The 14,823-nt window shown below is 35.8% G+C and carries 8 protein-coding genes and 1 pseudogene; 4 read left to right on the top strand and 5 right to left on the bottom strand.

Going from position 1 to position 14,823, the window contains the following annotated elements:
* The first annotated feature begins 199 nt into the window (after nt 1-199).
* Nucleotides 200-1,735: a YifB family Mg chelatase-like AAA ATPase gene (locus EKM01_RS07050; protein WP_126462556.1), complete on the top strand. Its 1,536-nt coding sequence runs from the start codon at nt 200-202 to the stop codon at nt 1,733-1,735.
* 128 nt (nt 1,736-1,863) lie between these two features.
* A complete protein-coding gene (locus EKM01_RS07045) occupies nt 1,864-2,649 on the top strand; it encodes a pseudouridine synthase (RefSeq protein WP_126767560.1) in 786 nt (261 codons plus the stop codon).
* Nucleotides 2,650-3,295: 646 nt separating this feature from the next.
* Here the strand turns inward: EKM01_RS07045 and EKM01_RS07040 are convergent.
* The 3 genes from EKM01_RS07040 to EKM01_RS07030 all read right to left on the bottom strand — a co-directional run bounded on the left by EKM01_RS07040 (nt 3,296) and on the right by EKM01_RS07030 (nt 7,123).
* The gene (locus tag EKM01_RS07040; RefSeq protein WP_126462550.1) at nt 3,296-4,147 is read right to left on the bottom strand and encodes a cyanophycinase; all 852 of its coding nucleotides are present in this window, start codon (nt 4,145-4,147) and stop codon (nt 3,296-3,298) included.
* 42 nt (nt 4,148-4,189) lie between these two features.
* Nucleotides 4,190-6,718, bottom strand: coding sequence for a serine hydrolase (locus EKM01_RS07035; protein WP_199749411.1), 2,529 nt, complete (start codon nt 6,716-6,718; stop codon nt 4,190-4,192).
* A gap of 189 nt (nt 6,719-6,907) precedes the next feature.
* Nucleotides 6,908-7,123, bottom strand: coding sequence for a hypothetical protein (locus EKM01_RS07030; RefSeq protein WP_126462544.1), 216 nt, complete (start codon nt 7,121-7,123; stop codon nt 6,908-6,910).
* Between the two features lie 665 nt (nt 7,124-7,788).
* Between EKM01_RS07030 and EKM01_RS07025 the strand changes: the two genes are divergently transcribed.
* Nucleotides 7,789-10,809 (top strand): TonB-dependent receptor, encoded by a 3,021-nt coding sequence (locus tag EKM01_RS07025; RefSeq protein ID WP_126554148.1) that lies wholly within the window; start codon nt 7,789-7,791, stop codon nt 10,807-10,809.
* A gap of 11 nt (nt 10,810-10,820) precedes the next feature.
* The gene (locus EKM01_RS07020; protein ID WP_126767557.1) at nt 10,821-12,176 is read left to right on the top strand and encodes a RagB/SusD family nutrient uptake outer membrane protein; all 1,356 of its coding nucleotides are present in this window, start codon (nt 10,821-10,823) and stop codon (nt 12,174-12,176) included.
* A gap of 808 nt (nt 12,177-12,984) precedes the next feature.
* Here EKM01_RS07020 and EKM01_RS07015 read toward each other — a convergent pair.
* Together EKM01_RS07015 and EKM01_RS07010 are read right to left on the bottom strand one after the other, a co-directional pair.
* Nucleotides 12,985-14,265 (bottom strand): DEAD/DEAH box helicase, encoded by a 1,281-nt coding sequence (locus EKM01_RS07015; protein WP_126515451.1) that lies wholly within the window; start codon nt 14,263-14,265, stop codon nt 12,985-12,987.
* A 226-nt stretch (nt 14,266-14,491) separates the two neighbouring features.
* Nucleotides 14,492-14,752 (bottom strand): annotated as a pseudogene (locus EKM01_RS07010) (neutral zinc metallopeptidase); the annotation flags it as partial.
* Between the last annotated feature and the right edge of the window lie 71 nt (nt 14,753-14,823).

The raw sequence follows: 14,823 nt of genomic DNA, 5'->3' as shown, positions 1-14,823 counted from the left end.
ATGTTAATATTATACCTTCACTTTTTTTAATTTTAACATTTTGTTTTCGCGAAAAATGTATCGTATAGAGCTGTATACCAAAGTATTTTGAGTGTCTTTTTGATGAAATTTTTGCTGTTCATTATTTTATTGGAATTTATGTAAGATTTATAATAACAATAAGAAAAGTTTCATTAATTTTAAAATCAAATAAAAACAGATGCTAGTTAAAGTTTTTGGAAGTGCAGTTTTTGGCGTTGAAGCCACAACAATTACCGTTGAGGTAAATATTGATAAAGGGATTGGATACCATTTAGTTGGATTACCAGATAATGCTATTAAAGAAAGCAGTTACCGTATTGCGGCTGCTCTTAAAAACAATGGCTATGCGATGCCCGGCAAAAAAATCACCATCAATATGGCTCCTGCGGATTTACGTAAAGAAGGCTCTGCGTATGATCTGACTTTGACAATTGGTATTCTGGTAGCCTCTGGGCAGATTAAAGCCGATGAAATTGACCAGTATGTAATCATGGGAGAGCTTTCGCTTGACGGAGGTTTGCAACCCATTCGTGGCGCTTTGCCGATTGCTATCAAAGCAAAAGAAGAGGGTTTTAAAGGTTTTTTTCTTCCAAAGCAAAATGTGAAAGAAGCAGCAATTGTTGCAGGATTAAATGTGTATGGAATAGAAAACATACAGGAAGTAATTGACTTTCTAGAAGGAAAAGGGACTTTGGAACCAACAACAATCGATACTAGAGCCGAATTTTATAAAACATTAGACTTTCCTGAATTTGATTTTAGTGATGTCAAGGGGCAGGAGTCTATAAAAAGATGTATGGAAATTGCGGCTGCCGGCGGGCATAATATTATCTTGATTGGTCCACCGGGTGCCGGAAAAACCATGTTAGCTAAGCGACTGCCCAGTATTTTGCCTCCCATGACGTTGCGTGAAGCATTAGAAACCACAAAAATTCACAGTGTTGCCGGAAAATTGAAGGAAGTAGGTTTGATGAATCAGCGTCCGTTTCGTAGCCCGCACCATACTATTTCGAATGTGGCGCTTGTTGGCGGCGGCAGTTATCCGCAACCCGGCGAAATTTCAATGGCGCACAATGGCGTTTTGTTTCTGGATGAATTGCCGGAATTTAAACGCGATGTTCTGGAAGTGATGCGCCAGCCACTGGAAGATCGAGAAGTGACTATTTCCAGAGCTAAATTTACAGTTACTTATCCATCCTCGTTTATGCTGGTGGCAAGTATGAATCCGAGTCCAAGTGGTTTTTTCAACGATCCGGATTCGCCACAAACTTCTTCACCACATGAAATGCAGCGGTATTTGAGTAAAATCTCAGGACCTTTATTAGATAGAATTGATATTCATATCGAAGTGACACCAGTCCCTTTCGAAAAATTATCGGATGATCAAAAAGCAGAAAGTAGTGTAGACATTCGCAAAAGAGTGACAGCGGCTCGAGAAATTCAAACCGAACGCTTTGAGCAAATGGAAAATATCCATTACAATGCCCAAATGAATACCAAACACATTCGGGAATATTGTGCCTTGGACGATGTTTCAAAACAATTATTGAAAACAGCGATGGAACGATTAAATTTATCGGCTCGAGCCTATGATCGTATTTTGAAGGTTGCACGCACGATCGCTGATCTTGATGCGGCTCCAATAGTGGTTTCCAGCCACATTGCTGAAGCAATTCAGTATAGAAGTTTGGATCGTGATGGGTGGTTGGGCTAAAATAGATTTCAGATGTTTCACGGCTGCAAAAATGAGAATACCTTCGCGCTAGCGGGGGAAAAAGAAAAGAATAGAAATAAATAAGTTAAAAAAGAGATTTCGATAGAAATCTCTTTTATTTTTGCCAAATGTTAGAAATTCTTTACCAAGACGAATATATTATAGCAATTAATAAACCAAGTGGCTTGTTGGTTCACAAATCATTCTATGCGCGTGATGCAAAAGTTTTTGCTATTCAAGAATTGAGAAATCAAATAGGAGGGCGACACGTTTATCCTATTCATCGGTTAGATCGCAAAACATCTGGTGTCTTGTTATTTGCGTTGGATAAAAAGGTTTTAAAAATTATGAATGATCGTTTTGCCACGCGCGAAGTCGAAAAAAAGTATTTAGCAATTTTACGTGGTTGGTCACCCGAAGAACTAACGATTGATTATGATTTAACCAATGATGATGGTGTTATACAAAATGCAATAACCTACTTTCATCGATTGCAAACTACCGAAATTGAGTTAGAATTTAACAATCAACCAACGTCACGATATTGTTTGGTAGAAGCGATTCCTGAAACTGGACGTATGCATCAATTACGAAAACATTTCAAACATATTTTTCATCCCATTTTAGGAAGTCGGCCACATGGTTGTAACAAGCAAAATAAATTATGGTTGGAGAATTTTGAACTGAAAGGAATGATGCTTCATGCGCATCAGTTAATTTTTAATCATCCAATAACAAATGAACAACTAATCTTGAATGCAAAGATTAATGAAGAGTTTAGCAGAGTAGGTACTATTCTTAAGCTAGATTTGAATACGTATGAAATCGCCATGACAGAAGCTGTCGCAAACACCAATGAAGATCTGGCGATACCATATTGCTATAAAAAACAAATATTATCTACATATGAATAGAATACTTATTTGTAAAATAAAGCTTTAAATTATTGTTGTATTTGGGAACAACAATTTTCAGTGTAAAGTGGAGCAGAGTTGGGGTTTTTGATCAACAATTTTTAATTTCAGATGTTTATCACAACGTTCCACAAAATCTCGGATTTTGAGGAAGTGACTTTCGGTTTTTAACCGATTTTGTTTTTTGAATCTTTGAATTTTAAGATCAGTCGGAGACTGAAAAACACATACTCAAAGTCGGAGACTTTGCGCAGCGCGCAGCGGGAAACGAGCTCGACTTTGTTTTTCAAAGAGTTGAATACAAAATGCTATGATAAAAATAAAAACGATCTAAATAGCCCCGATAGAAATGAAAATCCTTGTTAGGGCTGGTGTTCAGCCCTAATAAGGATTTTAATGTATAGCGGGAAATACGTTCTTAAAAAACGAACTCGTTCTGCTCCTAAAAAAAATGTATTTTCTTAAACTATTATTTAGTTTAACGTCGATCATTATTTTGACTCGGGCGTCTTGGACCAAAACTGTTATTGCTGGTGCGGTTTGTGGTGTTGTGTTCTTAGTAGTTGGAATTCTGATAAATACCGGAGAGTTTACATAAGCGTAAGTAAGATAAATTTCAGACCGTTTTTATAATTGGATAATAATTTTATATTTTAAATTTTTGACCATTATTGTAAATACTCATTTCCAGACTTTCTATGGATATAAGATTATTTGTACCTGACTTTTGAATCCCTTTTGGATTTTTGATTACGATAACTTCGCTTTCTCCTGTAATTTCTATAGTTTTATTTTGAACAATGATAGCTGTGGCTTCATCAATTCCTATTCCGACGTGAGAAGGGAATTCTACCATAGCAGATAATAAACGGTTGTATCGACTTCTTTTTAGAAAATGCTGATCAATAATCACGTTTTTCATTAAGCCTAAACCCTCTGTTGTTTCGAGATTATTGTGGCGTATGTTGTCAAAAGTTCCAGTATATACCGGATTTAATTTTTGATTTCCGGTGATCATGTGTTCGCACATTACCGCTGCTCCAGCACTTGTTCCGGCAACGGTACTTCCGTTTTTGTAGGCTTGATGAATGGCTGTTTTAATGGGAGTGTTTTTGACGATATCCATGAATCGGGTTTGGTCGCCTCCACTTATAAAAATGAGTTTTGCCTTTTGAAGAGAGTCAATCCATTTTGGATTAGTTGCGGTTTTTTTATCAAAATTGAGCATCACTATGGGATTTGGCGTTAGCCTTTTTAGCTGATCATTGAAGTAAATGTAGGCACTGTCTGGCTCTTCGCTGGACATGGGTAATACGACGATATAATCTTTTGCTTCTAATTTAGAAAGCGACAATAAACAGGTCATCAGTTTATCTGATCTGTTTCCACCGCCAATGATAAATAAGGTTCCTTTTGGAGTTTGAGCTTGAATGGAACAAAAGGCCAATAATAGAAAAATTATAAAATGAAATTTAGAAATTGAAATAGATTTGTTCATGGTTTTAGGTGTTTTATAATTATTTTGATTGCTTTTTTGTATTTAATTTTTTTCCATTTTAATAAACTTACCCGTAAAATTCGGAACTGATTTTTGCTCGTTATAAACTAGTTTTCCATTTACCCATACGCTCTGTATTCCTGTGGAAAGAGCCGTAGGATTGCTTACTGTGGCATTATCCATTATAGTATTAGGATCAAACAAGACTAAATCGGCAAAGTAACCTGTGGCAATGAGTCCGCGATTTTTTATGCCTACGTTTTCTGCAGATAAGCTAGTCATCTTTTGTATGGCCGTTTCTAGTGGTATCAGTTTTTGCTCACGGACATAGCGACCCAGCACTCGGGAGAAAGAACCATGTCCACGAGGATGTCCACCCATCGACCCATCAGAACAGACGTTGCTAAAAGGCCACTTGAGGAAATTGCTGATGTCAGTTTCACTCATTGATTTTGCCACAATAGTTCCATCCTGACCGATTGCTGATGTCTCGCGAATGATGCGCAAGAGCGCCTGCGCAGCAGTTTCATTATTTATTGCAGCAATTTCGGTCACCGTTTTTCCTTGCCAAGTAGGACTTGGTGCGTAACGGACCATTACTGAATTAGCAGGATCAAACAATTCTTGTGTTGCAAATTCAGCACTGGCGAGATTGTCAAAATCTTTCTCTGGAAATAAAACCCTCGGCGTAGAATTCCACATGGTATAAGGATATACATCGGCTGTGATATTGATACCTTCGAGTCGTGCCTGTTGTAATTTTTTAAGAATAAGACCAGAATTGCCCCATCTACTACGCATGGCAATTTTTAAATGAGAGATTTGAACAGGAATTTTTGCCTCTCTTCCAATATCAATAATTTCATCAATAGCTTCATCGAGATGCATATCTTCGCTGCGAATGTGGCTAATGTAACGCCCGCCTTTGGAGGCAGCTACTTTGGCAAGTTCAACTACTTCATCGCGACTACTGTAATAAGCTGCCTCGTATTCAAGTCCAGTGCTAAGTCCAAGCGAACCTTTATCCATCTCAGATGCTAGCAAAATTTTCATAGCATCAATTTCAAGAGTAGTAGCTTTTCTACCTACATCATCCTTCATTATTTTTTCGCGTAACCAAGCCTGTCCGGTGTATGTAGCGATATTTATACTTACGGGGATTTTTTTTATCGATGAAAGTATTGTGTCGATGGGTACTGATTCTCCATCTTGCCCTATTACAATAGTTGTAATACCTTGGTTTGTTGCTGCGATTCCTTCAGGTTTTTCATCAAGTCCTGAGGCATGATGACTATGGCTGTCAATAAAACCAGGAGCCAGTACTTTTCCTTTTCCGTCGGTAGTACTTTCATTCTTGAAAACCTTTAGTGATCCGATGTCTTGTATGCGATCATCCACAAGGCGAACATTAGCGGCATAAGCCGGAAGACCCGTTCCATCAATTACTTTTACATTGGTGATAAGTTGTGTAACGGGAAGTCGTATAGTTTTTTCTTCCCAAATATCCCGAATCAAGTTATTTGCAAAAGAATTGGAAGAATTATCAAGTACAATTAGCGTTTGATTTTTATCGATGTATCGAATGATGGCAGTATTGAAACCAACCCAATTACCGGTGTGTGCCACCGTTTTTCCAGGTTCTATTATGCTCCAGCCAAAACCATATTTAGTTTCGGCACCATTATTCAGTTTTCCGGCTGTAATTGCTTCTGCAAAGCTTGATTTCTTCAAAAGTTTTTCGGTGTAGAGTGCCTGATCCCATTTATATAGATCTTCTGCCGAAGCATACACATTACCATCGCCAACAACGCCATCAAACCGAATCAGGTCATTAGACACAGGCTTTCCTCCTTCATATCGCATGCCAAAAACACGTGATGGCGGATAGGATTTCATCTTCAAATGATAGACATAACTGTTGTTCATTTTAAGTGGAGCAGCTATATATTGCTGAAAAAATTTGTCGGACGTGCTACCAGAAACCATTTCCAGGACGGAGGCAAGTATGGCATAATTAGTATCGCAGTACTGCCATTTTTCTCCTGACTGAAAAACAAGATTTGGTTTTTTGAGGGCTAGTAATTCCAACAGCGATTTATTGCTGAGTGTATCGAGCAATGTCATGTCGCCTTTCGCTATTTCGAAATAATCGGGAAGTCCCGAAGTATGATTCATCAGTTGACGAATGCTGATGTTGTTGTATGGAAAGTTTGGTAAATATTTTTGTACAGATTCGTCATAATTCAATTTACCTTGTTCTTTTAATATCATAATCATCATCGAAAAGAACTGCTTGGAGACAGAAGCAAGGTTGAATGCTGAAGAATTATTTAAGGGAGTGTCATTTTTTGGGTCTGCATTGCCAAATGTTTTTTTATAAAGGATTTTTCCTTCTTTTCCAATCAATAGGCTGCCGTTAAAAAGTTGTCGTTGATGCAAATAATTCAGTACTGAATCAATATGAGCAATTTTTTTGGATTCTTGTGAAAAAATGATAATGGGAACAAGAAACAGTAGAAGAAATAACAGTTTTTTCATAATCAGTATCGAGTTTATTACAACATTTTTCATCTTTTTAGTTAAAAAATTACAATTAATTTCTATGGGATTAACTATCGAATTGATCCAAAATACAATTTATTTTTTAATACAAGACTTTTAAATTTAATACAAGACTAGCTTTCAAGTAGAAAAACTGATGTTTAAAGAAAGTGAACATTATTTTTTCTATATTTTATTTTTTTTTGTAATTATTGGATTCTATTCCTCCAAGTTTAAAAGCCTGCATTGATTCTTTTCGAATGAGAAAATGATAAAAGTAATCAAAAAAACAGGATTCGATGTGAAATTAAAATAGCGTTTTGCAGTTTGTAAAAAAGCAAAAAACACAACCATTTCAGCCTCAATTCGTGGAGATGTTATAGAATGTCCACTTTCATCGGCATAGTCATAGAAAATGTATTGGATGTAAGGCATCCGATATCTTTTGGTTTAGGCAATAAATATTTCCGTTTTAAAACAAACAACAGAGATTATTCGCTTTAAAAAACATTTAATTCTGGTTTATGTTCCAAAAGAGTATAAGAGTTATGGTTTTGTAGAGCATAAAATTAAAAATAAATTAGAGAATACAGTCAGTTTTGCAATCGATTCAAAAAGAAAGGGATTTACATTATGACTGATTATTCTCTTGTTCTGAATTCTCACGGAAAAACGGAAATTTACTATTTAATAGTACTTTGTTTTTTGTTAAAAAATGTAAACGATATTTTCTTTTTTTTGTATGAATACCAAATTTTAATTTCATATTTTATTATTTTAACACGTGCTAACCTATATTTTATTTATTTTTTAAAAATGAGTATAATTTTTTAAGATTTTTATACCTTTTAAAAACAAATTATCACCTCCTTGTTTTGTATTCTAAAGTTATGATTTTTAATGTTTTAGGCTTTATTGCTTAAATTTTTTCATTCAAAGCGATACTCTTTAACGCTTGGTAAATGATTTCCTATTTTAAATTTAATTCCTTCTCTTTTGATTATTATCAGTTATCAATTAATATTTTCTTAACTTATTTGTGTATATTTGTTAAAATTATAACAAATAACAACAGGTATTAACTAACTTATTTATTATTTATGAAAAATAGTCTACTCAAAGGCTTGATGGTGTTTCTAACGATGTTTTGTACTACTATGACCTATTCACAAGAGGTTTCTGGTAGAGTGTCGGATTCTAATGGTCCCCTTCCAGGAGCCACTATTTTAGTTAAAGGAACAACCAATGGCGTACTTACAGATATGGATGGAAATTTTACGATTAAAAATGTTGGCTCTAATGCCGTTTTAATCTTTAGTTACATTGGATTAAAAACTCAGGAATTAAGTGTAGCAGGGATAAGTACCCTAAATTTAATTTTAAAAGAAGATTCGGCTGAGCTAAAAGAAGTTCTAGTAATTGGTTTTGGAAAACAATCCAAGCGTAAATTAACGGATAACATCGCTTCTATTTCTTCTGATCAAATTAATCAAATTCCAGTAGCAAATTTGCAAAATGCACTTGTTGGTAAAGCTGCGGGTGTCCAAATTACTCAAATAAATGGTAAAGTAGAAGGTGGTGTGAAAATGAGAATAAGAGGAATTTCTAGTATTTCTTCGTCTCAAGAGCCTTTATACGTAATCGATGGGTTGCCATTGATAAATGATAATGAAAGTACGGGAAGCGCCCCTATTAATCCTTTAATTTCATTAAATCCTAATGATATTGAATCTATTCAAATATTAAAAGATGCTTCATCTGCCGCCATTTACGGAGCTCGAGGAACGAATGGAGTTGTTTTGATTACAACTAAACAAGGGAAATCTGGGAAAACGAAAATCTCTTTGAACACCTCTGCAGGTTGGAGCGAAGCAACCAATAAAATGAGCTGGTTAAATACAGCACAATATACGGAGCTTTTTACCGAAGCTTCTGCAAATAGTTATGGAGCTGCGGATTTATGGTTAACGGAACCTGGAGGTGTTTTTGATCAACAGGGGAATGGTAAAAATTGGAGAATTAATGAAGTTGATACGGATTGGCAAGATTTAGCCTTGGTAAAAGGATCAGTTCAAGACCATACCTTTTCTATATCAGGAGGTGATGAAAAAACGGTATTCTTTATTTCAGGTGGTTATAATAACACGCAAGGAATTATTAGAGGGAACAGTATGGAGCGTTATTCTTATAGAGGGAATTTAGATCATAAAGTTTCCGATAGATTAAGAGTGGGACTTAATACGAGTTTAAGTAAAACAAATATTGCAAGAATTGGAGCAGATAATTCTTTTGCAACTCCATTGCAAGCGGTGGCACAATCCCCTTTATCTCCCGCTTATTTAGACGATGGGGTGACACCTAACAATCAATCTACCATCTATTATAATTTTTTAATGCAAGAATTCAATGGAAGTTGGGGAGTAAATATTTTTAGAACTTTAATGAATAGTTATTTGGAATATAAAATTTTGCCTGAATTGACTTTTAAAACAGAGTTAGGCTATGATAATAACAATCAAACGGAAGAATATTTTTCAGGAAGTCTGACGGAATCTGTTTCTACTAATGGTTATGCAGATGCCAATGCAGTTCAGTCAGATAAGTACAGTATTAATAATTATTTTACTTATGCTAAAACATTTAATGAGGATTATGACGTAGAGTTTGTTGGAGGAATGAGCTTTGAAGAAAGTTCTCGAAGCAGGCAATATGTTGCGGGAACAGGATTTCCGTCAGATGCGCTGCAAACTATAGAAAGTGCTTCTGAAATAATAGCTGGATCTTCAAGTAGAACAAAGTATAATTTTCTTTCCTATTTTGGTAGAGCTACTTTTTCATTTATGGATAAATACCTCTTAAAAGGAAGCATACGTTATGACGGTTCTTCGCGATTTGGAGTATCAAACCGATACGGAGTATTTCCTGCTGCTTCTGCAGGTTGGATTATTTCTGAAGAAGATTTTTTGAAAGACAGTGGTGTCATCAACTTATTAAAAGTTAGAGGAAGTTTTGGAGTAACGGGAAATGCAGGTATTGGCAACTTTGCTAGTTTAGGTCTTTTTGAAGGATCCTCCTATAATCAACGATCAGCAATTAATCCAGTTCAATTGGTAAATCAAGATTTAAAATGGGAAAAGACAAATCAATTTGATGTGGGAATTGATTTTGGAATATTGAATAGCAGAGTAAGCGGTGAAATTGATTATTACGTTAAAAAAACAAATGATCTTTTATTAAATGAACCACTTCCGGGAACTTCAGGCTGGAGTTCTTTAACTCGTAATGTAGGATCTTTGACTAATAAAGGGTTTGAATTTGTATTGAATACTACCAATATCAAAACAACTAATTTTAATTGGAAAACGTCTTTAAACCTTTCGACTTTAGATAATAAAGTGACTGCTTTGCCTGGTGGAGATATTGTAGCTGGACATAATATTGTTAGGGTAGGTGAAACCATTTCCTCTTTTTATATAGTGGAATATGCTGGGGTTGACCCCGCAAATGGAGATGCTTTATTTTATCGAAATACGGCAAATCCAGATGGTAGTTTAGATAAATCAACAACTAATAATTATAGTGAAGCACAAAGAGTAATTTCAGGAAGTCCATATCCTACGTTTATGACAGGAATGACCAATACGGTATCTTTTAGAAATTTTGATTTTTCTTTTACTTTTCAAGGCGAATGGGGATCTTCTATGTATAATGAAGGTGGGAAATTCCAATCAGGGAATGCCCGATATGAAGACAATCAAACAACGGATCAGTTAAATAGATGGCAAAATCCGGGGGATATTACTATGGTACCTCAAGCCAGAATGTATTCTACAAACGGGCAACAAGCCTCAACACGTTATTTAGAAAAAACTGATTTTGTTCGATTAAGAAATTTATCTTTAGGATATACGCTTCCTAAAACACTCATTCAAAAATTGTCTGTCGACAGGGTACGACTTTACTTAACAGGAGTCAATCTGCTAACCTTTACTAATTATAGTGGATATGATCCAGAAGCCTCTTTTGATAATAATGGCGATTCTAATATTCAAAAAGGAATTGCATTTTATTCCGCTCCTCCTGCTAAAACAATTACTATTGGATTAAATATTGATCTATAAATAAAACATTTATGAAAAAGTATAACTACATAATAATTTTAATGTCATTACTTACTATCTTCTTTGTGGGTTGTGATGATAACTTGGATATTAAGCCGGAACAAGCCATTTCAAAAGAGGTAGCCATTTCAACTCCAGAGAACATACATAAGATTTTAATCAATGCTTACGGTGTTGCGAGGTCCAGTTCTAGTTATGGCGGTGGAATCGCACTAGCTTCAGAATTACTGGCCAATGACGGTGATCTTTATTGGAACGGAACTTATATTCAACCAGGAGAATATAATGAGAAAGCTATTTTAACGGACAATAGTTTTGTTGCAAGTATTTGGCTAAACGGATATGGAATTAGTAATCACGTTAATATCGTACTTGATAATTTAGCTGTAATCACCGACGTGACTGATAAAGATGTTACCGAAGGAGAAGCAAAATTTCTTAGAGGTCTGGTATATTTTGATTTGGCACGATTATTTGCGAAACCCTATGTTTCGGGATCCGTAAATAGTCAGCTTGGAGTTCCTATTGTTCTTAGAGGGGTGCTGGATCCTAGTCAGATTGAATTTCCTAAAAGGAACACTTTAGAAGAAGTATACACTCAGGTTATTGCGGATTTAAAAGATGCTTACACTTTGTTACCAGCATCGAATGATATTTTTGCAACAAAATACAGTGCAGCGGCACTTCTTGCTAGAGTTTATTTGCAAAAAGGAGACTATGCCAATGCCCGAAATATGGCTGATATCGTTATTAATGAAAGTCCCGCGACTTTAACGACTACTTTTGCACAAGCATTTAATAATTTAGAAAATTCAAATGAAGATTTATTTGCTTGGCAAATAACGAGTCAGGATGCTAGCTCTAATGATTTTAATGTGTTTTGGGCCGGTTCCGCTTTTGGAGGTCGCGTGGGAAATCCAGATGTGGAAATTTTATCACAGCATTGGGATATTTATGATGATCCGAATGATAAGAGAGCCGATTTCTTTTACAAAGCAAAATGGTGGTGTACAACAAAATGGAAAAGCCAATTTGCGAATATACCAATGCTACGTCTAGCTGAAATGTATTTAACAAGGGCTGAGTCTAATTTTAGACTAGGAACGGTTACAGGGCTTTCTCCTGTTAATGATGTTAATATACTACGCCAACGTTCGGGTGCAGCTCTATTTATCACTGTTGATTTGGCTACTATTTTAATGGAAAGAAAAAGAGAATTATCTTTTGAAGGATTTGCTTTATTTGATGCAAAACGATTAAAACAAAATATTGGATCTCTTCCTTACGATGCCAATAATTTAATTTTACCTATTCCGAGAAGAGAAATAGATGTAAATAAAAACTTAACTCAAAATGATGGGTATTAAATAAAAATTTAGTTTTAAAGTTAAAAAGGAGTTCTGTTTGTATAGCAGAGCTCCTTTTTTTACGTTTAAAATTTTAAATTAATTGGATCAAGTATTGTGTTTTGAATGCTAATATAAAATTAACTATTAATAGAAATAAATATCATTCAGCCATTCTTTTAATAAAAGTTCTTTAAACATTTTCTGATTTTGCAGAATTTTTATAAATAGTTATTGTCTTATAAGAAAAACAATCTGCTGATGGTCAATGATAGCTGTGCTTTTGGATATAGTTGAAACCAACAAGAGTAGTTTTGAGCCCCGATTAAGCGGTTTGAATAGCCCCATTGCAAATCCGCCTATCGGGGTTTTATGGTCAGTCGGAGACTGAAAAACACATGCTCAAAGTCGGAGACTTTGCGCAGCGGGAAAACAATCTGCTGATGGTCAATGATAGTTGTGCTTTGGATATAGTTGAAACCAATAAGAGTAGTTTTGAGCCCCGATTAGCGGTTTGAATAGGCACATTGCAAATCCGCCTATCGGGGTTTTAAGATCAGTCGGAGACTGAAAAACACATACTCAAAGTCGGAGACTTTGCGCAGCGTGCAGCGGGAAACGAGTTCGACTTTGTTTTTCAAAGAGTTGAATACAAAATGCTATGATAAAAATAAAAACGCTCTAAATAGCCCCGATAGAAATGAAAATCCTTATTAGGGCTGGTGTTCAGCCCTAATAAGGATTTTAATGTATAGCGGGAAATACGTTCTTAAAAAACGAACTCGTTCTGCTCCTAAAAAAAATGTATTTTCTTAAACTATTATTTAGTTTAACGTCGATCATTATTTTGACTCGGGCGTCTTGGACCAAAACTGTTATTGCTGGTGCGGTTTGTGGTCTCTGTTTTTGGTTTTCGCGGAGTTGAATCGCGTTGTTGTCTTCCTTGTCCTTGTTTGATAGGTTCTTTGGAAGCGTTAGGATCTGGCTCGAAACCTTTGATGTTTTCTTTAGGTAATTTCAAACCCACTAATTTTTCTATATCACGTAGAAAGACTGTTTCGTCCGGGCTGAATAATGAAATAGCTTCTCCATTAGCTCCAGCTCTTCCTGTACGTCCTATGCGGTGAACGTAATCTTCTGGAATGTTGGGTAATTCAAAATTGACCACATGTGGTAATAATGGTATATCCAGACCTCTGGCCGCAATATCTGTAGCGACCAACGCGGTCAGGCTTCCGTCTTTGAAGCCCGCCAAGGCTTTGGTACGTGCGCCCTGGCCTTTATTTCCGTGAATAGCAGCTGCTTTAATTCCGGCACTAATCATGCTTTCTGTCAGCTTATTAGCACCTTGTTTCGTACGGGTGAAAACCAAAATTTGTTTCCAGTTTCCCTCTGTAATCAATTTAATGATGAGTTCTGTTTTTTTCTCTTTGGCAACAGGATACACTATTTGAGTAATAGCATCCACGGTTGTATTTTCTGGGGTTGCTTCCACATGAACGGGATGATGCAAAATGCCCATGGCCAATTTCTTTATATCTGTTGAAAAGGTTGCCGAAAACATCAAATTTTGCCTTTTTGCAGGTAATACTTTTATAATACGCTCAATGTCTCGCACAAAACCCATATCTAGCATGCGATCCGCTTCATCTAAAACTAAAATTTCAACTTTGGCAAGCGATATTAAACCTTGGTTTTGCAAATCGATTAACCGACCTGGTGTGGCGACTAAAATATCGATACCCTGACGCAGTTGGGTAACTTGTGGATTCTGGTTTACACCTCCAAAAATAACGGTGCTTTTTAAGTCTAAAAATTCACTGTATTCTTTTATATTGGCTAATATTTGTGCGGCTAATTCTCTGGTTGGCGTTAATATTAAAGCACGAATGGGCCTTTGTCGCAACTGTTGCCCTTGCGATAATAATTGTAAAATAGGCAGTGTAAAACCAGCCGTTTTTCCTGTTCCCGTTTGTGCGGATGCTAATACATCTTTGCCTTCTAAAATGGGTGGAATTGCTTTTTGTTGTATTGGAGAAGGGGTTGTGTATCCTTTTTTGCTGATGGCTTTAAGTAAAGCATCCGATAAGCCTAATGAGTTAAATGACATAAATGGTGTTTATGAAGCAAACACTATTATTTAGTGTACTCCTTTAATTTGGCGCAAAGGTACTGCTAATTTCCCTGTTATGGTTTTATTGTTTAACTTTGTTTACTTAAAGCGAGTACGTTATTTTTAATCCGTTCCTATACTAAAGCTTTGGTGGTACCAATTATCTAAGTTAAAAAAGGAAAATAATGTAAAGTTCAGTATTCATATTAGACTAAACACTTTTTTAATTAATTCCTACAAAAGTATCGCCTTGAGTAATATCTCCAGATTGATACCCTTTCATAAACCAGACTTTCCGTTGTGCGGAACTTCCGTGTGTAAAGGATTCCGGAACAATGTGTCCTTGAATTTTAGCTTGAATCGCATCATCACCAACTGCATGTGCTGCACTTAAAGCTTCATCAATATTACCTTCCTCCTGTAAATCATTCATTTTTTGATTGTAATGTGTTCATACGCCCGCATAAAAATCAGCTTGCAAATCCGCTATCGGATTAGATTACTTGTCAAAATTTCTTTTGACAGGATTTAAGTCTTTAGAAAACAATCTGTTTA

It is taken from the genome of Flavobacterium sp. RSP46 (genome assembly GCF_003984825.1).
Lineage (GTDB): Bacteria > Bacteroidota > Bacteroidia > Flavobacteriales > Flavobacteriaceae > Flavobacterium.
The sequence above is the reverse complement of the archived record's forward strand: the minus strand, read 5'-3'. Positions and strand labels throughout refer to the sequence as shown.